This window comes from Pigmentiphaga aceris (genome assembly GCF_008119665.1).
GTDB lineage: Bacteria > Pseudomonadota > Gammaproteobacteria > Burkholderiales > Burkholderiaceae_B > Pigmentiphaga > Pigmentiphaga aceris.
Map to the genome: position 1 here is coordinate 2002371 of NZ_CP043046.1, position 20354 is coordinate 2022724.

Genomic DNA, 20354 nt, shown 5'->3' on the forward strand with positions numbered 1-20354 from the left:
AGGCGGTATGACGACTTCCCAGGTACTTCCGACGCCCGATGGCACCGACAAGACGTCAGCCGAGCTGAGTGCAGCGACATCGTCTGTGGCTTCGACCGCCGTTTCGGCTTCCGCGTCGGTTAGCGTTGCGCCCAACCCAACGGCAAACGCCTCAGCCACAACACCCGCCATCCGCATCTTCGTCCCGCGCGACACCGCTGCGCTCGCCGTCGGCGCAGATGCCGTCGCTCAAGCGATCCGTGATGAAGCTGCCGCCCGAGGTCTGTCGATCGACCTGATCCGTAACGGTTCGCGTGGCTTGCTGTGGCTGGAAACGCTGGTGGAAGTGGACTGTGGTGGGGTGCGCCACGCCTACGGCCCGGTGTACGCGGAAGACGTGGCCAGCCTGTTCGACGCAGGGTTCCTGCAAGGGGCTACGCACGCCCTGGCACACGGGCCGACGGAAGCGATCCCTTATCTGGCTCGCCAGCAACGCTTCACCTTTGCGCGTGTCGGCATCACCGATCCGCTGTCACTCGACGACTACACATCTCTGGATGGCTTTCGTGGCCTGCGCAATGCGCTGGCGCTGTCCGGTGACGCAATTGTCGCGGCGGTGACGGAATCCGGCCTGCGTGGTCGCGGCGGTGCGGCATTCCCCACCGGCATCAAATGGAAGACCGTGCTGCAAGCGGTGTCCGACACGAAATACATTGTTTGCAATGCCGACGAGGGTGACTCAGGCACCTTTGCCGACCGGATGTTGATGGAAGGCGATCCCTACGTATTGATCGAAGGCATGACCATCGCCGGTCTGGCCGTGGGTGCAGACTACGGCTACCTGTATGTGCGTTCGGAATACCCCGAGGCCATCGCCACGTTGGAAGCCGCAATCGTGCTGGCACGCAAGGCGGGGTATCTGGGCACCGACATCCTGGGCAGCGGCCGCAGTTTCGACCTTGAAGTGCGCAAGGGGGCAGGGTCGTACATCTGTGGGGAAGAAACCGCGCTGTTGGAAAGCATCGAAGGCAAGCGTGGGGTGGTGCGCGCCAAACCGCCGCTGCCTGCGATCACCGGGCTGTTCGGCCATCCGACTGTCATCAACAACGTCATCACCTTTGCCAGTGTGCCCATCGTGCTGGACCGGGGCGCGGCGTTTTACCGCGATGCCGGCATGGGCCGGTCACGCGGCACTTTGCCCTTCCAGCTGGCCGGCAACCTGAAGCAGGGCGGGCTGGTGGAATGCGCATTCGGCGTCACGCTGCACGATCTGCTGTACGAATTCGGCGGGGGCAGTGCTTCTGGCCGGCCCTTGCGCGCCGTGCAGGTTGGCGGCCCCTTGGGGGCTTATCTGCCAGAGGCCCAGTGGCAGGTGCCCATGGACTACGAAGCGATGGCTGCCCTGGGTGGTGTGCTTGGTCACGGCGGTTTGGTGGCCTTTGACGACAGTGTCGACATGGCCAAGATGGCGCGTTACGCCATGGCGTTCTGCGCGGTGGAGTCCTGTGGCAAATGCACGCCGTGCCGCATCGGTTCCACACGAGGGGTCGAAGTGGTCGACAAGATCGTGGCGGGGCAGCAAAGGCCGCAGCAGATCCAGTTGCTGCGCAGCCTCTGCGACACCATGGTCAATGGGTCCTTGTGCGCAATGGGGTCGATGACGCCATATCCCGTGCTGTCTGCGCTCAATCACTTCCCCGAAGACTTTGGTGACGTGCAGCAAGCCCAGGCTGCCTGAATCTTTTGTTCGAACATTGCTGCGTGACCGGATTGCAAGCATAGCCCCAAGCCCGGTTCTAAGCCGCACTGCACTTCACCGCACGCACCCCGTATTTCATCCGCCTGACCCTTGTCGGAGCAGACCATGATTTCGCATCACACCTTCTCGGAAAAAGACTTCGGTACCCCGGCGCGCACGACCGCAACCGAGGTGACGCTGACCATCGACGGCCAGGAATTGCGTGTGCCGGCCGGCACCTCGATCATGCGGGCTGCCTCGGAAGCCGACCTGAACATTCCCAAGCTGTGTGCCACCGACAGCCTGGAGCCCTTCGGTTCCTGTCGTCTGTGTCTGGTCGAGATCGATGGCCGGCGCGGTTACCCGGCCTCATGCACCACGCCGGCGGAAAATGGCATGGTGGTGCGCACACAAAGCCCCAAGCTGCAGGAACTGCGCAAGGGCGTGATGGAGCTGTACATCTCCGACCATCCACTCGACTGCCTGACCTGCGGAGCCAATGGCGACTGCGAACTGCAAGACATGGCTGGCGTCGTGGGCCTGCGTGAAGTGCGCTACGGCTACGACGGCGACAACCACCTGAACGCGGTCAAGGATGAATCCAACCCGTACTTCAGCTACGACCCGTCGAAGTGCATCGTCTGCAACCGCTGCGTGCGCGCCTGTGAGGAAACGCAGGGCACCTTTGCACTGACGATCTCTGGCCGTGGTTTCGAGGCGCGTGTGTCGCCAGGCCAGGATCAATCTTTCATGGACAGCGAATGCGTGTCCTGTGGTGCCTGTGTGCAGGCCTGCCCGACCGCCACCTTGCAGGAAAAAAGCGTCATTCACCTGGGTCAGCCGGAACACAGCGTGGTCACCACCTGTGCGTATTGCGGCGTGGGCTGCGCGTTCAAGGCCGAGATGAAAGGCAGCGAAGTCGTGCGCATGGTGCCTTACAAAGACGGCCAGGCCAATCGCGGGCATTCCTGTGTGAAGGGGCGCTTTGCCTGGGGGTACGCCACCCACGCAGACCGCATCATGAAGCCGATGATCCGCAGCAAAATCACCGACCCCTGGCAGGAAGTCACCTGGGACGAAGCGATCAACCATGCGGCATCCGAATTCCGACGCCTGCAAGGGCAGTACGGTCGCGATTCCATCGGTGGCATCACTTCTTCACGCTGCACCAACGAAGAAACCTACCTGGTGCAGAAGCTGATTCGCGCTGCCTTTGGTACCAACAACGTCGATACCTGTGCACGGGTCTGCCATTCGCCGACCGGCTATGGCCTGAAGCAGACGCTGGGTGAATCGGCCGGCACGCAGACCTTCGATTCTGTCATGCAGGCAGACGTGGTGGTGGTGATGGGGGCCAACCCCAGCGCCGGTCACCCGGTGTTCGCATCGCGTCTGAAGCGCCGGCTGCGGCAGGGTGCCAAGCTGATCGTGATCGATCCGCGCCAGATCGAACTGGTCAGCAGCCCGCATGTGAAAGCCTCGTACCACCTGCAAGTGCGGCCCGGCACCAATGCTGCAATCCTGACCTCGCTTGCGCATGTGATCGTGACCGAAGGACTGGTCGACGAGGCCTATGTAGCCGAGCGTTGCGACACCAAGTCCTTCAATGAATGGCGGGCGTTTGTGTCGCGGGAAGAAAATTCGCCCGAAGCCATGGCAGACGTCACGGGTGTGGCGGCCGACCTGGTGCGCGGTGCGGCGCGCCTGTATGCCACGGGTGGCAATGCGGCCATTTATTACGGCTTGGGCGTGACCGAGCACAGCCAGGGATCGACCTCGGTGATGGGCATTGCCAATCTGGCGATGGCCACCGGCAATGTCGGCCGCGAGGGCGTGGGCGTGAACCCGCTGCGCGGCCAGAACAATGTGCAGGGCTCTTGCGACATGGGTTCGTTCCCGCACGAGTTGCCCGGCTATCGCCACGTGTCCGACGCCACGGTACGCGCGCAGTTCGAGGCCGCCTGGGGTGTCACCATTCAACCCGAACCCGGTCTGCGCATTCCCAATATGTTCGAAGCCGCGCTGGGCGGCAGCTTCAAGGGCTTGTACTGCCAGGGCGAAGACATTGTGCAGTCCGACCCCAACACCCAGCACGTGGCCGCCGCCTTGTCGGCAATGGAGTGCATCGTCGTGCAGGACCTGTTCCTGAACGAGACCGCCAAGTACGCTCACGTGTTCCTGCCGGGTTCATCGTTCCTGGAAAAAGACGGCACCTTCACCAATGCCGAACGCCGCATCTCGCCCGTGCGCAAGGTGATGGCACCGCGCACCGGCAAGGCCGACTGGGAAGTCACAGTGGCGCTGTCCAATGCGCTGGGTTACCCGATGAACTACACCCACCCGCGCGAGATCATGGCCGAGATCGCAGCGCTCACGCCAACCTTCTCGGGGGTCAGCTACGAAAAGCTCGACGCACTGGGCAGCATTCAGTGGCCGTGCAACGAGGCTGCGCCGTCGGGCACGCCGATCATGCACATCGACCGGTTCGTGCGTGGCAAGGGCAAGTTCATGCCGACGCAGTACATTGCTACCGATGAGAAAGTCACCCGCAAATTCCCGCTGCTGCTTACCACCGGCCGCATCCTGTCGCAGTACAACGTGGGTGCGCAGACCCGGCGCACGCCCAATGTCATGTGGCATGACGAAGACGTGCTGGAAATCCATCCGCACGACGCCGAAGAGCGTGGGGTGCGCGAGGGCGACTGGGTGGGCATTGCCAGCCGGGCCGGGGAAACGGTATTGCGCGCCACCGTTACCGAACGGGTGCAGCCGGGCGTGGTGTACACCACCTTCCACTTCCCCGAGTCGGGGGCCAACGTGATCACCACCGACAATTCCGACTGGGCCACCAACTGCCCTGAATACAAGGTGACGGCGGTGCAGGTCACGCCGGTTGCGCAGCCGTCTGCCTGGCAGCGCAAGTGGACACGTTTCAACGAAGTCCAGGAACGTTTGCTGCGTGAGCGGGAATCCGCGGTGATGGGTGTGGGGGGTAAATGAAGGTAGATGTGGCGCAAGCTCAGGGCATGGTCGGCATGGATGCGACCGATACGATTGATACGACCGATACCGCGACACCGCCCGTGTCGCGGCAGGTCGATATCGTGCGTATCAGCCACGGCCAGCGATCGGTACAGACCGACGCCCTGGCAGAAGAAATTGCCATTGCGCTGGAGTTCAACGGCATCAGCTACGCCACCATGCTGGCCACGCCTGCCGATCTGGAAGACTTCGCCATCGGCTTCAGCCTGAGCGAAGGAGTGGTCGCACACCCGCGCGAGATTCGGGGCGTGGATATCTTGCCGGGCTGCGACGGCATCGTGGTGCAGGTGGAAATTGCCACCGAGCGCGAAGTTGCCATGAAAGCGCGACGCCGCGCCATGGCTGGGCGCACGGGTTGTGGTCTGTGTGGGGTGGAAAGCCTCGATAAGGTAATTCGCCCGGTTGGCCGGGTGCCATCGGGCGGGGACGTGTCGCTGGCGCAGCTGTCGCACGCGCTGACGGTCATGCGTGGCCGCCAGTCCTTGCATGACACCACCGGCGCGACGCACGCGGCGGGCTTCATGGCGGCCAGTGGCGACGTAAGCCTGGTGCGTGAAGATGTCGGTCGCCATAACGCGCTGGACAAACTGATCGGTGCACTGGCGCGCGCACGGATCGATACCGAAGGCGGTGCCGCCATCGTGTCCAGCCGTGCCAGCTACGAGATGGTGCAGAAAACCGCATCGGCTGGAATTGGCGTGCTGGTGGCGGTGTCTGCCCCGACGGCCTTGGCGGTGCGGCTGGCACAGGATGCTGGCCTGGTGTTGATTGGTTTCATGCGTGGTGAGCAATGCGTGGTCTACAGCCATACCGATCGTCTGAAACCTTGACGTGGTGTGTGTTTGCACGCTTGGGCTTCGGGCAATAACCGATAGGCAAGGGCTTGCGGAAAGACTGGAATGAGCACACCTGCTCAAGCAGGTGGCCAAGAAAAAATAGCCTCCATCCGCGCGGACGGGGCAAGGAGACCACGCCATGGACCACAGCAATCTGATCCGCATGGCCAATCGCATCGGTGATTTTTTTGATGTAATGCCGGACCGCGAAGAAGCCCTCGAAGGTGTCGCCAATCACATCCATAAATTCTGGGAGCCACGCATGCGCAATGCGTTGCTGGAATGGATAGATGCGCACCCTGCCGGGTACGACGGTGACATCGAGCTCAAACCCATCGTGTTGCATGCCATCGCGGCTTATCGCGAGCGTCTGACACCCGCCTGAGCGCTTCTCGCTGGTATTGATCTTTTGTCGGGATGATCTATCGCGCCATGACGGGCGAGGGTGCCCTGTTTGCTTTTTTTGTGTCCTGCGTCTGCCTATGTCTGCTTGCTTTACCCCCTTCCTCGCTCGTTCCCCGGAGTTCTCATGAGCGCACTTGCCACTGGCCAAGGTTTTCTAGATAAGGAACGGACGATTGCCGGTCCGGGTTTCAACCGATGGTTGGTGCCGCCCGCTGCACTCGCCATTCATCTGTGCATCGGCATGGCCTATGGCTTCTCGGTGTTCTGGCTGCCGCTGTCCAAGGCTGTCGGCATCAACAAGGCGCTTGCTTGTCCGGCTGACACCAGCATCTTTGCCGAGCTGTTCATCACCAGTTGCGACTGGCGCATTTCCACCATGGGGTGGATGTACACGCTGTTCTTTGTGTTGCTGGGATCGTCGGCCGCCTTGTGGGGCGGCTGGCTGGAACGCGCCGGCCCACGCAAGGCAGGGGTGGTATCGGCCGTCTGCTGGTGTGGTGGCCTGGTGATCTCATCGCTTGGGGTCTATCTGCATCAGCTATGGATGCTGTGGCTGGGCTCGGGGGTGATCGGCGGCATTGGTCTTGGCCTGGGCTATATCTCGCCAGTCAGCACCTTGATCAAGTGGTTCCCGGATCGTCGCGGCATGGCAACCGGCATGGCCATCATGGGCTTCGGTGGCGGCGCGATGATCGGTGCGCCGCTGGCTGACATGCTGATGCGCTATTTCGCCACGCCCACGTCGGTCGGCGTCTGGCAGACCTTCCTGGCCATGGCGGTCATCTACTTCGTGTTCATGATGGCCGGTGCGCTGGGTTATCGCGTGCCGCCCACCGGCTGGAAGCCCGCAGGCTGGACGCCGCCTGCATCCAGCACCGCCAACACCATGATCACCAAAGGCCATGTGCATGTCAGCAAGGTCTGGGGCATTCCGCAGTTCTGGCTGGTGTGGTGGGTACTGTGCCTGAACGTGTCGGCCGGCATCGGCATTCTGGGCATGGCGTCTCCGCTGTTGCAGGAAGTGTTCGGCGGTCGCCTGATCGGCCAACCCGGCGTTGGCTTCACGGAACTCAGCAGCGCGCAACTGGTGCAGGTGGGGGCGATTGCGGCGGGCTTCACGGGCCTGCTCAGTCTGTTCAACATTGGCGGGCGATTCTTCTGGGCCAGCCTGTCCGACAAGCTGGGTCGCAAGATGACCTACTTCGTGTTCTTTGTGCTGGGCTTCGTGCTGTATGCCTCGATCCCCTGGAGCTCGAACACGGGCGCACTGGCGCTGTTCGTCGGTGCCTTCTGCATCATCCTGTCGATGTACGGCGGTGGTTTTGCGACGGTGCCGGCCTATCTGGCTGACCTGTTCGGCACCCAGATGGTCGGGGCCATTCATGGCCGCCTGCTGACCGCGTGGGCAACTGCCGGCATTCTGGGGCCGGTGGTGGTGAACTACATCCGCGAATACCAGCTGTCGATGGGCGTGCCACGTGCCCAGGTCTATGACATCACCATGTACATCCTGGCCGGCATGCTGGTGCTGGGCTTCCTGTGCAATATGGCAGTGCGGCCTTTGGCCCCCAAATGGTTCATGACCGACGAAGAGCTGGCACGTGAAAAGGCGCTGGCGCATGAACGCAGCAGCGCGCTGGAAGTGCGCAATGCAGCCGGTGGCATCGTTGCCAGCGGGACGACCAGTCCTGCACTGGTTGGCTTTGCATGGGCGGCGGCGGGCATTCCGCTGGTGATTGGCGTGCTGATCACCTTGCAGAAGGCGGCGGTGCTGTTCCGCTGACAGTGGGGAAGTCAGGCCGGGGAAGCTCGGCCTGACCAAATTTTTGACCAGGTCTTTTTTGGACAAGTAAGCGGTCAGTCACGATTGCCGGGTAATTTTGCTGCGTCTGGCGCGGCAAGATGCCTGGCAATTTGCATTGACCCTAGGGCTTGCCCTTGGAGACAGGTGTCACCCCTTGGTGTGCCGTTTACGTAAACGTCAGTGCCATGCTAGATTGGCCGAATAACGAGTGGCGGATGGTTGTCGACCAATCTCCGCATCCAAGAACACCAATCGGAGATACGCATGACCAACCTCACGCAAGGCCAGGCAGCAATTCGCGCTGCCGCTCCTACCGTCAAGCTGCTGATCGGCGGCAAGTTCGTCGAATCCACCACCACGGAATGGCGCGAGGTCATCAATCCTGCCACGCAGGAAGTCCTGGCCCGCGTACCGTTCGCAACCGTTGCCGAAGTCGACGCAGCCGTTGCCGCCGGCAAGGAAGCCTTCAAGACCTGGCGCAAGACCGCCATCGGCACGCGCGCCCGCATTTTCCTGAAGTACCAGCAGTTGATCCGCGAGAACATGAAAGAACTCGCTGCGATCCTGACGGCCGAACAGGGCAAAACCCTGGCCGACGCGGAAGGCGACATCTTCCGTGGCCTGGAAGTGGTGGAACACGCAGCCGGCATCGGCAACCTGCAACTGGGCGAGCTGGCCAACAACGTGGCCGGCGGTGTCGACACCTACACCGTGCTGCAGCCGCTGGGCGTGTGCGCCGGCATCACCCCGTTCAACTTCCCGGCCATGATTCCGCTGTGGATGTTCCCGATGGCAATCGCCACCGGCAACACCTTCCTGCTCAAGCCGTCGGAACAAGATCCGATGGTCACCATGCGCCTGGTTGAACTGGCGCTGGAAGCCGGCATTCCGCCGGGTGTGCTGAACGTGGTGCACGGTGGCGAAACCGTGGTGAACGCCATCTGCGATCACCCCGACATCAAGGCCGTGTCCTTCGTCGGTTCCACCCGCGTTGGCACGCACGTCTACAACCGTGCCACCCTGGCAGGCAAGCGCGCACAGTGCATGATGGGCGCGAAGAACCACGCCATCGTGCTGCCCGACGCCAACAAGGAACAGACGCTGAACAATCTGGCGGGTGCTGCATTCGGCGCGGCCGGCCAGCGTTGCATGGCCTTGTCGGTGGTCATCATGGTGGGCGAGGCGCAGAACTGGATTCCCGAGCTGGTCGCCAAGGCCAAAACGCTGAAAATCAGCGCAGGCGTGGAAGCCGGTACCGATGTCGGTCCGCTGATTTCCTGCGCAGCGCGTGAGCGTGTCGACAGCCTGATCGCCCAGGGCGCAAGCGACGGTGCCAAGCTGGAACTCGACGGCCGCAACCCGGCTGTCGCGGGTTACGAGAAAGGCAACTTCGTGGGCCCCACCGTGTTCTCGGGCGTGAAGCCGGGCATGGCGGTCTACGACCACGAGGTCTTCGGCCCGGTCTTGGCGCTGATGTCGGCAGCCACGCTCGATGAAGCCATCGAGATGATCAACGCCAATCCCAATGGCAATGGCACAGCGCTGTTCACGCAATCGGGTGCGGCCGCACGTCGCTTCCAGGAAGACATCGACGTGGGCCAGGTCGGCATCAACGTGCCAATCCCGGTGCCGGTGCCCATGTTCTCGTTCACCGGCTCGCGTGCGTCGAAGCTGGGTGACCTGGGCCCCTACGGCAAGCAAGTGGTGATGTTCTACACGCAGACCAAGACGATCACCGAGCGCTGGTTCGACGACAGCACCGTCAGCACCGGCGTCAACACCACGATTACGCTCAAGTAAGAGGACCGCATGGACTTCGACCTCAACGAGGAACAGCAGGCCTTCCGCGACACCGCACGTGAATTTGCAGCGGGTGAACTCGCGCCGCATGCGGCCGAGTGGGACGCCGAATGCATCTTCCCGAAGGAAGCCATTGCCAAGGCGGGCGAGCTTGGTTTCTGCGGCCTCTATGCACCGGAGTCCATCGGTGGCCTGGGCTTGTCCCGGCTGGACGCCACCGTAGTGTTTGAAGAGCTGGCGGCGGTCGATCCGTCTACCACCGCCTTCATCACCATCCACAACATGGCCACGTGGATGATCGGCACCTGGGGTACCGAGCCGGTCAAGGCACGCTGGGGCGAAGTCTTGTCCAGCGGCCAGAAACTGGCCTCGTACTGCCTGACCGAACCGGGTTCCGGGTCGGATGCCGCATCGCTGAAAACCAGCGCCACGCGCGAAGGTGACAGCTATGTGCTTACCGGCTCGAAGATGTTCATCTCGGGCGGCGGCGACACCGACATTCTGGTGGTGATGGCACGTACCGGTGGCCCAGGCGCGGGCGGCGTGTCTGCGTTTGCCGTGCCTGCCGATACCCCTGGCATCACCTACGGCCGCAAGGAAGACAAGATGGGCTGGAACAGCCAGCCCACACGTGCCATCAGTTTCGATCGGGCCACCATTCCGGCCGATCATCTGCTGGGCGCGGAAGGTGAGGGCTTCAAGATCGCCATGCGCGGTCTGGATGGCGGGCGCATCAACATCGCCACCTGCTCGGTCGGTGCAGCGCAAGGCGCGCTGGACGCCGCGCAGCGCTACATGGGCGAGCGCAAGCAGTTCAACAAACCGCTGTCGGAATTCCAGGCGCTGCAATTCAAGCTGGCCGACATGGCGACTGAACTGGTTGCCGCGCGCCAGATGGTGCGACTGGCTGCGGTGAAGCTGGACGCCAAGTCCCCCGACGCCACTACCTACTGCGCGATGGCCAAACGCTTTGCCACCGATGTGGGCTTCAAGGTCTGCAACGAAGCGCTGCAAATCCACGGTGGCTACGGCTACATCCGCGAGTATCCGCTTGAGCGCCTGGTGCGCGATACCCGGGTGCACCAGATTCTGGAAGGCACCAACGAAATCATGCGCGTGATCATTGCGCGCCAGTTGCTGTCGGGTAAGTCGGATATTCGTTGAATAGTCAGGTAGGACCGCCGGATAAAACCGGCACTGCTGAACATCTTTTTCTGAACGTTTTCTGTTTGTTTTACGGAACCACACATGAGTCAGGTCGTCCTTTTCGAAGAACTCGCCACCAGGCACGGCAAGCGCATCGGCGTCGCTACGCTGAATGCCGAGAAGACCCTCAATTCGCTTAGCCTGGACATGGCCAAGCTGCTGGATGAGCGCCTTGGTGCTTGGGCCAAAGATCCCGAGATTGCACTGGTGGTCTTGCAAGGTGCCGGTGAAAAAGCCTTCTGCGCAGGCGGCGATCTGCAACTGCTGTATCGCGCCATTTTGGAACAACGCGCCAAGGGCGGCGAGGCAGCACGTGAACCGCGCGGCAACGCCTTTGCCGAAGAATTCTTCGAACTCGAATACCGTCTGGACTACGAGCTTCACACCTATCCGAAGCCCTATCTGTGCTGGGGCCACGGCATTGTGATGGGCGGCGGCATGGGCCTGATGGCCGGTGCCAGCCACCGCGTGGTGACCGAGGTATCGCGTCTGGCCATGCCCGAAGTCACCATCGGCCTGTTCCCCGATGTGGGCGCAAGCTGGTTGCTGAACCGCACGCCGGGCAAGAGCGGTCTTTTCCTGGGCCTGACCGGCGCACAACTGAAAGCGGCCGACGCCGTGTTCGTAGGCTTTGCCGACCACGTGGTGGCGCAGGCCGACAAGCAGAAGGTGTATGCCGCGCTGCAAGACCTGGACTGGACAGGCGAGCGCGAACACGACGACAAACTGTTGACCGACGTGCTGCGCGCCAACGCCCACGAGCCGCTCCCTGCTGGCCCGCTGCGCGAAAACTTCGACCTGATCAACGACCTGTGCGGTCGTGGCAGCCTGCCCGAGATCGTTGACGCGATTCTTGGCCTGCAAACCGAAGACCCGTGGCTGCAACGCGCTCAGCAGACGCTGGCTGCCGGTGCGCCGGGGTCGGCACGCATTGCCTACGACCTGCTGCGCCGTGCGCGTCTGCTGTCGCTGGCCGATGTCTTCCGCCTGGAACACGGTGTGGCCCTGCAATGCGCGGCACGCGGCGATTTCGGCGAAGGCATTCGTGCATTGATCGTCGACAAGGACCGTCAGCCCAAGTGGACACACGCAAGCGTTCATGAGGCCACGCGCGCCTGGGCCGATGAGGTCATTTTCGAGTCCCCCTGGACAGCGGACACCCATCCGCTGGCAGCGCTGGGTCGCTGAAGCAAAAAGGCTGGTGTGCTGCACGCGCTGCTGAAGCCGTGCGCACACAAGCGCAGAACTGAACCGGCATGTTTTGGCATGTCGGCTGTCGTGGGGACATCCGCTGTTCGTAGATCGATGACGTAACGGTGGTTGAACCCGCCGACCTCATACCAATAAAAATATTCCTGGAGAACCTGACATGAGCCGTATCGCTTTCATCGGACTGGGCAACATGGGCGCGCCGATGGCGCAGAACCTGATCAAGGCCGGCCACACGCTGACCGTCTTCGACCTGTCGGCCGCGGCGCTGGCCAAGCTGGCAGAATCCGGTGCCACGGTGGCAAGCAGCGCCAATGCATCGGTAAAAGACGCCGAGATCGTGATCACCATGCTGCCCGCCAGCAAACACGTTGAGTCGCTGTACCTGGGCGACGACGGCCTGTTGGCCCACATTCCCGCCAGTGCGCTGGTGATCGATTCCAGCACCATCGCTGCGCAGTCGGCCATCAAGGTGGCGCAGGCAGCGCAGGCCAAGGGTCTGTCGATGATCGATGCGCCGGTGTCAGGTGGCACGGGTGGCGCAATTGCGGGCACGCTGACTTTCATCGTGGGCGGCCCGAAGGCTGACTTCGATCGTGCGCAGCCAGTGCTGGCGGCGATGGGAAAGAATATTTTCCACGCGGGCGATGCGGGCGCGGGGCAGACTGCCAAAATCTGCAACAACATGCTGTTGGGCATTTTGATGGCGGGCACGGCAGAGGCGATTGCCATGGGCGTGAAGAGCGGGCTGGATCCGGCGGTGTTGTCGGACATCATCAGCAAGAGCTCGGGGCGAAACTGGGCAACGGAGTTGTACAACCCGTATCCCGGTGTGATGCCGAATGCGCCGGCGTCGAAGGATTATGCGGGTGGGTTTGGGACGGATCTGATGCTGAAGGATCTGGGCTTGGCGGCGGAAGCTGCGCTGCATACCCGGTCGGCGATTCCGCTGGGTGAGCTGGCTCGCAATCTGTATGCGATGCACAGCGCAGCAGGCTCGGGGCCGCTGGATTTCTCCAGCATCATTCAGCCGCTGTTGAAGAAATCCGGTAGCTGATTAAAAAATCTCTGCTGGGTTGAACTGCACCCCAAAGGTCGGACATTTTTTCTGACGTTTGGGGTGTTTTTTATTGAGTCGGTTGTTGGTGTTCTTGAGTTGGTTCTTCTGCCAGTCGCGGGTGGTGGGGCCGGCTCGTCTGCCCCGCTGGACGTTGGCGTCGGGTCTCCCGCCCTCCACCTTGTCCAGAAGGGCAGCCAATCCGGCCCCACCACCCACGCCTTCAAGGTCGTTTGGTTAAAAGCTGATCCCGCCTGTGGACGGCTCAGTCTTTCTGGCTGCTTGGTGCTGGACTTGGCTCTCGGCGTTAGTTGGCCACGATTCTTTAACCACCACACGGCAGGCCTTGGGGACTGGCTGGCCAGGTCGCCACGAAGCGGTTTCTCCGGCTCACGATTCGGTGGGTGCTTCAGTGGCCTTTTACCGCAGCGCCACGCAAGAAAATTTGCGCATCTGCTTGGTGGTGGGGTGACACCGAAGCGGGTGGCCGCACGTAAACGGCTTGCGGGAGAAGGGTTGAAGGGCCGGCGGCTTCAAGTCGATGTTCAGCTCGCGGTATGTTTGTGTCTGAACGCATCCGCATCTGCTTTGCAGGCTGGCTGGAATACGACCATACAACATTGAATTGGTCGTTTCGTAATCACCAAATCGGGACCTATCCGTAATTTCGTGGGCGAGGCATACTCCTAGGATCGATGATCATGGATATGTCGATGAAAAAGAGACTCACCGCTAAAGCTCAGGCAGCGGCCCGCGGGCCGCTGCCTGAGCTGCCTGAAGGGCTGCTCGATGAATTGGTCAAAGGACCGATGTCACCCGACGCGGTTCAGGACCTGATGCTTGCCTTCAACAAGGCCATCATCGAGCGAGCGGTGAAGGCCGAGATGAACCTGCATCTGGGTTATAGGCCGGGCGAACCCAGGCCGCCAGATCAGGATAACGAGCGAAACGGCGGCAGTGACAAGACCTTGCTGACCGAGCGCGGGCCGGTCAAGGTGACGCTGCCACGCGACCGTGACGGCAGCTTCGAACCGATCTTGATACCGAAGCACGAGCGCCGGTTCCGAGGCTTCGACGAACGGATTATCGCGATGTACGGCCGAGGCATGAGCGTGCGCGAAATCTAAGCGTTTCTGGCCGAGCAATATGGCACGTCGGTGTCCCCGGACTTCATCAGCTCGGTGACCGACGAGGTCATGGCCGAGGCCGTGGCTTGGCAAAACCGGCCCCTTGAGACGATGTACCCAGTCGTCTTCTTTGATGCCCTGAGGGTAAAAATCCGCAGCGACGGCTTGGTCAGCAACAAGGCGGTATACCTGGCGCTGGGCGTCCAGGCAGACGGGCAGCGCGATGTGCTGGGCCTGTGGATCGAGCAAACCGAAGGCGCGAAATTCTGGCTCAAAGTCTTCAACGATCTCAAGACCCGCGGCTGCCGTGACATCCTGATCGCCATCGTCGATGGCTTGAAAGGACTGACCGAAGCAATAGCGGTGGTCTATCCGGAGACGGTGGTGCAAACCTGCATCGTGCATCTGATCCGCAATAGCCTGAACTACGCTAACTGGAAGGACCGCAAGGTCATCGCCACCGCATTACGGCCAATTTACGGTGCCGCGAGCGAGGTTCAGGCCCGCCAGGCCTTGGACGACTTCGCCGATGGGCCTTGGGGTACGAGGTACCCCACCATCGCCCCGACGTGGCTCAAGGCTTGGGACAACGTCATCCCGTTCTTCGTGTTCCCGCCCGAAATTCGACGCGTGATCTACACGACCAACGCCATCGAGAGCCTGAACATGAAGCTGCGCAAAATCATCAAAACGCGAGGCCACTTCCCGTCGGATGAGGCGGCGACCAAGCTGCTGTGGCTCGCGCTACGAAACGTGCTGGCCAAAGAAATACGCGCCGCCTACGACTGGAAACCGGCCATGGGCCAGTTCGCCATCGTCTTCGGCAAGCGCTTCACTGGCAAGGACGAGTGAACAACTCACTTCCAACACGCCCTGCCCACAAAAAATCGGACACGTCCCCAAATCGGCGAAGCAGAGCAAGTTGGCTACGCTTGGGAAGCTGTTTAACCAAACTCAATCTTGCAGCGACCATCGGTGCAAAGCCCATTCTCCGCATGCAATTGTCATGCGCTCACCGCGTCGGTGTCATCGCACCCCTGAAAGGCCGTTAGATCAAACCTGATCCAGCCAGCGGCCGTCGGCGCACCGCCCATTCTCCCGCATGCTGATGCCGTGCGGCCACCCGCTTCGGTGTCACCCCACCATCAAGCAGGCGCGCAATTTTCTTGAGTGGCGCTGCCCTGAAAGGCCTCTAAAGAACGGCCCGATACGTGAGCCGCTGACTTGCTTCGTGGCGACCTGACCAGCCAATTCCCCGACTCCAGCCGGGCGACAGTCAAAGACTACGAACGCCAATAAGGGGGGAGACGTGACCAGCACCCGAGCAGCCAGAAAAATCGCAGTCGTCCACAAGCGGGATCAGCTTCTAATCAAGCCGTTTTGAAGGCGTGGGTGGCGGGGGCGTGGCGAATGCCCTTCTGGACGACGTGGAGGGCGGGAGCCCCGACGCGTAAGTCCAGCGGGGCAGGCGACGCGCCCCCGCCACCCGCGACTGGCAAAAGAACACACACACACAAACACGCACAGAACCAAAAAAACCAATCAAGTATGCCCAGGAGCAGCACTAAGCAACTGCGTCCGAGGATCATTCATCAACGCCAAATACCGCTCATACTGCTTGAGCACATCATTGATAACCTCTTGATGATTCAGATACTGAACATCGTATCCAAGCCGCCCATCCTCGAAAAACGTCATCGGCACATAATCGTAAGGAGCCGACTGCTCATTCGTATCCGTGTCCCGCAACACATACGCCGGCACCCGAGTTTGCACACTCTTCACGCCATACACAAAGTCCCGCAAACCCTCACGCGGCACCTTCAACGACACATTGCCATCCTCACCAAGGTCGACATGAACCTCGACCTCGCGCGCTCGCAATGCTGCCGCCACCTCATCCAAGGCCGGACGCACATGCTCCGCAATGAAACGCTTCACCTGCGCCTCCGACGGACGATGCAGAATCAACTCCAGACGACGCTTCCAGTGTTGCCCCGTCCAGAACGTCGTCGCCGGTGCCAGCGTGCGCGAATAATGCGTGCGGTCGGCCACCAGCCCGCGCCATAGTCCGGCGCACAAGGCCAACATCACAATCGCAAAGGGCAGGGCGCTGATGATGGTCATTGCACGCAAGGCATCCAGACCACCCGTCAGCAACAGCAACGACGTCGTCAACGCCACCAGCACCGCCCAGAACAGACGCTGCCAGATGGGCGAATCATTGCGACCCCCCGAGGCAATCGCATCCATCACAAAGGTGCCCGAATCCGCCGACGTGACAAAGAACACGCCCACCAGCAGCAGCGCCAGACCAGTCGTCCAGGTTGCCAGCGGCATGTAGTTCAGGAACACGAACAGCAGCGAATCCACATTGCCGGCGGCTGCGCTCAACGCCCCGGCAGCGGCGTTGGTGTCAAACCAGATTGCCGCGTTGCCGAACACCGTCATCCACACGAAGTTGAACAGGCTAGGCACCAGCAACACGCCGACGATGAACTCGCGGATGGTACGGCCGCGCGAGATGCGTGCGATGAACATGCCCACGAACGGCGACCAGGAAATCCACCATGCCCAGTAGAGCAGCGTCCAGTCCTCGAACCACTTGGGGTCGTTGGTGGGTTCGTAGGTGTGAGTCAGGAAGGTCAGGCGCACCAGCTGCGACAGGTAATTGCCCAGGTTGTCGCCGAAGCTTTGCAGCAGAACCAGGGTGGGGCCGACAGACGCAACGAACAGCATCAGCAAGATGGCAAGCGCCAGGTTCAGCTCGCTCAAGCGGCGCAGACCCTTGCCCAGGCCAGAGGCCGCCGAGGCACCGGCAATGGCAGTGACAACAACGATCAGGCCAATGCGGAAACTGGATGTGGTGGTGTCCCAACCGAAGATGTCATGCAGACCGGCGCTGATCTGCAATACGCCGTAGCCCAGCGTGGTGGTCAGGCCGAACAGCGTGCCGCACAGCGCAAAAGTATCTACGGTGTGGCCGATGGGACCATCGATACGTTCACGCAGCAGGGGGTACAGGCCGGAACGGATTGTCAGCGGCAGGTTGTAGCGAAAGCCGAAATAGGCCAATACCAAGCCGACCAGCGCGTAAATCGCCCAGGCGTGAATGCCCCAGTGGAAGAAGGTGTAGGTCAGCGAGGTTTGGGCAGCTTCGCGTGTGACACCCAGGCCAACAGGTGGGGAAATGAAGTGCTGCATCGGCTCGCCAACGCCGAAGTACATCAGGCCGATGCCCATGCCGGCTGCAAACAGCATCGACAGCCAGGTGGCAAAGCCGAACTCGGGCCGGGCATCGTCGGGGCCAAGGCGAATGTTGCCGTAGCCGCTGCAGGCAATGCCGATCAGCACCAGCACGAATATCCCGACTGACAATGTATAGAACCAGCCGAAATGGACGCCGACCCAGGTCTGGGCAAGGCTGAAGGCCCGCGACGTGGCTTCCGGCATCATGGTGCAGACGGCCAGCAGCAGCACGACTACCGTGAGGCTGGGAATGAATACGGGCATGCGCAGTGTGCTGCGTGCAGCACGGGGCGGCACATCCGGGCTTGCGGTTGTGGAATCTTCAGTAGTCATTCGTATTGGGGCGGGTGGAATCAGGCCCGCCCAGCAGCAATTTTTGTGCCTGACGTGACCGGGCAGTAGCTTTTTTGTCGATCGCGCTTTTTTCTCCTGGGTATCACGGCGAGCAGTCGTCGCCGGGCAGCCACGCAGCCCGATCCAGCGCCAGATGTTTAATGCCCGTTTATTGGCATTGGCAGCGGCCTTGTGAAAAAATAGGGGTCGTCCGGCGGCTCTGCCGGGCCCGCGACGGGACGACCCGCCGTGCGATCACTTGTTCGGGGACGACCCCATTCTGGAGGGTCGTATGGCCTGGATTGTTCTGTTGTTCGCTGGTCTGGCCGAAGTGGTCTGGGCCGTCAGTCTCAAGCACACCGATGGGTTCACCCGTTTCTGGCCATCCGCGATCACCGTGGTGTTCATGGTCATCAGCGTGGTGCTGCTTGCCTATGCCATGAAGTCCTTGCCGCTGGGTACTGCCTATGCCATCTGGACCGGCATCGGTGCGGTGGGTGCGTTTGTGGTTGGCATCGTCATGCTGGGCGAGGTCGCCAGCGTGGCGCGGATTGCCAGTGTGGCGCTGATCGTGGCGGGGCTGATCGGGTTGAAGTTGTCCACCTGAGCCAGTTGAAAGCGGGCCAGCTGGTCTGAACTGGCTGGTCTGAGCTGCCTGATCCCGGCCAGACCTGGAGCAAACACCCCGCACAACACGCTCTTGCGCACGGGCGTCCGTGGCACCATCTAGGTCCTTTATCGACACGGAGTTGTCATGGCAGATGCTGGTCCCCGTGCGCCCACGGTGTCGCTGTTCGCGTTGGTGCCGTTCCTGCGCCCCTATCGCAAACGCGGCATGCTGGCTTTTCTGGCGCTGGTGGTAGCTGCCGTCTCGACACTGTTGTTGCCGGTTGCCTTCGGTCGCTTGATCGATCACGGTTTTGCAGCCGGCAATCGCGATCACATCGACACATACTTCCTGGCCTTGTTCGTGGTGTCGGTGGTACTGGCCGCAGCTACCGCCGGGCGCTTCTACCTGGTGTCGTGGCTGGGTGAGCGCGTCACGGCCGATCTGCGGCAGGCGGTCTACGAACACACCGTGCGCATGAGCCCGGCTTTCTTCGAGACGACCCGTACTGGCGAGGTGCTGTCGCGTCTGACTACCGATACCACATTGATCCAGACGGTGGTGGGTACCAGCTTGTCGCTGGGTCTTCGCAACCTGTTGCTGCTGGTGGGTGGTCTGGTCATGCTGACCATTACCAGCCCGACCCTGACTGCCTACATTCTTGGCACCCTGGTAGTGGTGATCGCACCGATCATCTTCTTCGGCCGCAAGGTGCGTGCGTTGTCGGTTGCCAGCCAGGGCAGGGTGGCTGATGCCAGCGCACTGGCCGGCGAGGTGCTCAATGCCACGCCAACGGTGCAGTCGTATGTGCAGGAAACCTACGAGACCAAGCGTTTCGGTGCGGCGGTTGAGGCTGCGTTTTCTACCGCACTGGCCCGGATTCGCGCGCGTTCTGCGCTGACCGCCGTGGTCATCGTGCTTGTCTTCGCTGCCATCGTCTTTGTGCTGTGGCTGGGTGCCAAGGCGGTATTGGCAGGTTCCATGACACCAGGCGAGCTGTCGCAGTTCATCTTGTACGCGGTGGTCACGGCGGGTGCCGTGGGGGCCGTGTCGGAAGTGTGGGGCGATCTGCAACGTGCGGCGGGTGCGACCGAGCGTCTGTTGCAGTTGCTGGCGTCCACATCGCCCGTGGTCGATACCACGCAGCCGGTGCCGATGGGTACGGCGGGTGACGGGATTCATTTTGAGAACCTCGACTTCAATTACCCTTCGCGCCCGGATCATCCGACCTTGCGTGGCTTGTCTCTGCACATCGCACCGGGCGAACATGTGGCGCTGGTCGGCCCCTCGGGTGCCGGCAAGACCACCTTGTTCCAGCTGCTGCTGCGTTTCTACGATCCGCAGCAGGGTCACATCACGCTCAATGGCGTGAAAATTTCCGCACTCAGCCTGGCCGATCTGCGCAGCCACATCGGCGTGGTGTTGCAGGAAACCGTGATCTTTTCGGGCAGCGTAGCCGACAACATCCGTTATGGTCGCCCGGACGCAACTGACGCAGAAGTGCGCCGCGCTTCCGAGATGGCTGCTGCCGTCGAGTTCATCGATGCCTTGCCCGAGGGTTTCAATACCTATCTGGGTGAGCGTGGCGTGCGCTTGTCTGGCGGCCAGCGCCAACGTATTGCCATCGCCCGGGCGATCTTGAAGAACCCGCCCGTGCTGTTGCTGGACGAGGCCACCAGCGCACTGGACGCGGCCAGTGAACGGCTGGTGCAGCAGGCCTTGGACAACGCTTCCCAAGACCGCACGACGCTGGTGATTGCGCATCGCCTGGCCACTGTGCAGCAGGCAGATCGTATTGTCGTGGTGGACCAAGGGCGCATCGTGGCGCAGGGGCGGCACGAGGAATTGTTGATCAGCTCGCCACTGTATGCGCGTCTGGCGCGGCTGCAATTTGCAGATCGCGCGCCGGGCGCAGATGAAGATGTGGTGGACGCCTCTGTGTTCGCCACCCCGGAGAATTGA

The 20354-nt window shown here is 61.7% G+C and carries 13 protein-coding genes and 1 pseudogene; 12 read left to right on the forward strand and 2 right to left on the reverse strand.

Annotation, left to right across the window (positions count from 1 at the left end):
• Nucleotides 1-7 precede the first annotated feature (7 nt).
• From FXN63_RS08415 to mmsB, 9 genes are all read left to right on the forward strand, one after another.
• Nucleotides 8-1717: a formate dehydrogenase beta subunit gene (locus FXN63_RS08415; RefSeq protein WP_148814253.1), complete on the forward strand. Its 1710-nt coding sequence runs from the start codon at nt 8-10 to the stop codon at nt 1715-1717.
• A 126-nt stretch (nt 1718-1843) separates the two neighbouring features.
• Complete coding sequence (fdhF, locus tag FXN63_RS08420) at nt 1844-4717, forward strand: formate dehydrogenase subunit alpha (protein ID WP_148814254.1); 2874 nt, start codon at nt 1844-1846, stop codon at nt 4715-4717.
• Between the two features lie 35 nt (nt 4718-4752).
• The gene (fdhD, locus tag FXN63_RS08425; protein WP_148819077.1) at nt 4753-5589 is read left to right on the forward strand and encodes a formate dehydrogenase accessory sulfurtransferase FdhD; all 837 of its coding nucleotides are present in this window, start codon (nt 4753-4755) and stop codon (nt 5587-5589) included.
• Between the two features lie 145 nt (nt 5590-5734).
• Nucleotides 5735-5980 (forward strand): formate dehydrogenase subunit delta, encoded by a 246-nt coding sequence (locus tag FXN63_RS08430; protein WP_148814255.1) that lies wholly within the window; start codon nt 5735-5737, stop codon nt 5978-5980.
• 144 nt (nt 5981-6124) lie between these two features.
• Complete coding sequence (locus FXN63_RS08435) at nt 6125-7783, forward strand: OFA family MFS transporter (protein ID WP_148814256.1); 1659 nt, start codon at nt 6125-6127, stop codon at nt 7781-7783.
• Between the two features lie 285 nt (nt 7784-8068).
• Nucleotides 8069-9604: a CoA-acylating methylmalonate-semialdehyde dehydrogenase gene (locus tag FXN63_RS08440; RefSeq protein WP_148814257.1), complete on the forward strand. Its 1536-nt coding sequence runs from the start codon at nt 8069-8071 to the stop codon at nt 9602-9604.
• 9 nt (nt 9605-9613) lie between these two features.
• Nucleotides 9614-10768 carry an acyl-CoA dehydrogenase family protein gene (locus FXN63_RS08445; protein WP_148814258.1) on the forward strand — a complete coding sequence of 385 codons (1155 nt, stop codon included), beginning with the start codon at nt 9614-9616 and terminating at the stop codon, nt 10766-10768.
• Nucleotides 10769-10852: 84 nt separating this feature from the next.
• A complete protein-coding gene (locus tag FXN63_RS08450) occupies nt 10853-11998 on the forward strand; it encodes an enoyl-CoA hydratase/isomerase family protein (protein WP_148814259.1) in 1146 nt (381 codons plus the stop codon).
• Nucleotides 11999-12179: 181 nt separating this feature from the next.
• Nucleotides 12180-13076, forward strand: a complete 897-nt coding sequence (mmsB, locus tag FXN63_RS08455) for a 3-hydroxyisobutyrate dehydrogenase (protein ID WP_148814260.1) — start codon at nt 12180-12182, stop codon at nt 13074-13076.
• Here the strand turns inward: mmsB and FXN63_RS08460 are convergent, their stop codons facing one another.
• Nucleotides 13077-13277, reverse strand: a complete 201-nt coding sequence (locus tag FXN63_RS08460) for a hypothetical protein (RefSeq protein WP_148814261.1) — start codon at nt 13275-13277, stop codon at nt 13077-13079.
• Between the two features lie 506 nt (nt 13278-13783).
• On the opposite strand from FXN63_RS08460, the pseudogene FXN63_RS08465 reads away from it, so the two are divergent.
• A pseudogene (locus FXN63_RS08465) lies at nt 13784-15055 on the forward strand (IS256 family transposase).
• A 690-nt stretch (nt 15056-15745) separates the two neighbouring features.
• Here FXN63_RS08465 and FXN63_RS08470 read toward each other — a convergent pair.
• A complete protein-coding gene (locus FXN63_RS08470) occupies nt 15746-17785 on the reverse strand; it encodes a BCCT family transporter (RefSeq protein ID WP_148814262.1) in 2040 nt (679 codons plus the stop codon).
• Nucleotides 17786-18077: 292 nt separating this feature from the next.
• On the opposite strand from FXN63_RS08470, the gene sugE reads away from it, so the two are divergent.
• Together sugE and FXN63_RS08480 are read left to right on the forward strand one after the other, a co-directional pair.
• Nucleotides 18078-18392 (forward strand): quaternary ammonium compound efflux SMR transporter SugE, encoded by a 315-nt coding sequence (gene sugE / locus FXN63_RS08475; RefSeq protein ID WP_148814263.1) that lies wholly within the window; start codon nt 18078-18080, stop codon nt 18390-18392.
• 147 nt (nt 18393-18539) lie between these two features.
• Nucleotides 18540-20354: an ABC transporter transmembrane domain-containing protein gene (locus FXN63_RS08480; RefSeq protein WP_148814264.1), complete on the forward strand. Its 1815-nt coding sequence runs from the start codon at nt 18540-18542 to the stop codon at nt 20352-20354.

Coding starts and splice junctions, on each gene's coding strand:
- FXN63_RS08415 (WP_148814253.1), top strand. CDS start 8: ATGACGACTTCCCAGGTACTTCCGACGCCCGATGGCACCGACAAGACG.
- fdhF (WP_148814254.1), top strand. CDS start 1,844: ATGATTTCGCATCACACCTTCTCGGAAAAAGACTTCGGTACCCCGGCG.
- fdhD (WP_148819077.1), top strand. CDS start 4,753: ATGGATGCGACCGATACGATTGATACGACCGATACCGCGACACCGCCC.
- FXN63_RS08430 (WP_148814255.1), top strand. CDS start 5,735: ATGGACCACAGCAATCTGATCCGCATGGCCAATCGCATCGGTGATTTT.
- FXN63_RS08435 (WP_148814256.1), top strand. CDS start 6,125: ATGAGCGCACTTGCCACTGGCCAAGGTTTTCTAGATAAGGAACGGACG.
- FXN63_RS08440 (WP_148814257.1), top strand. CDS start 8,069: ATGACCAACCTCACGCAAGGCCAGGCAGCAATTCGCGCTGCCGCTCCT.
- FXN63_RS08445 (WP_148814258.1), top strand. CDS start 9,614: ATGGACTTCGACCTCAACGAGGAACAGCAGGCCTTCCGCGACACCGCA.
- FXN63_RS08450 (WP_148814259.1), top strand. CDS start 10,853: ATGAGTCAGGTCGTCCTTTTCGAAGAACTCGCCACCAGGCACGGCAAG.
- mmsB (WP_148814260.1), top strand. CDS start 12,180: ATGAGCCGTATCGCTTTCATCGGACTGGGCAACATGGGCGCGCCGATG.
- FXN63_RS08470 (WP_148814262.1), bottom strand. CDS start 17,785: ATGACTACTGAAGATTCCACAACCGCAAGCCCGGATGTGCCGCCCCGT.
- sugE (WP_148814263.1), top strand. CDS start 18,078: ATGGCCTGGATTGTTCTGTTGTTCGCTGGTCTGGCCGAAGTGGTCTGG.
- FXN63_RS08480 (WP_148814264.1), top strand. CDS start 18,540: ATGGCAGATGCTGGTCCCCGTGCGCCCACGGTGTCGCTGTTCGCGTTG.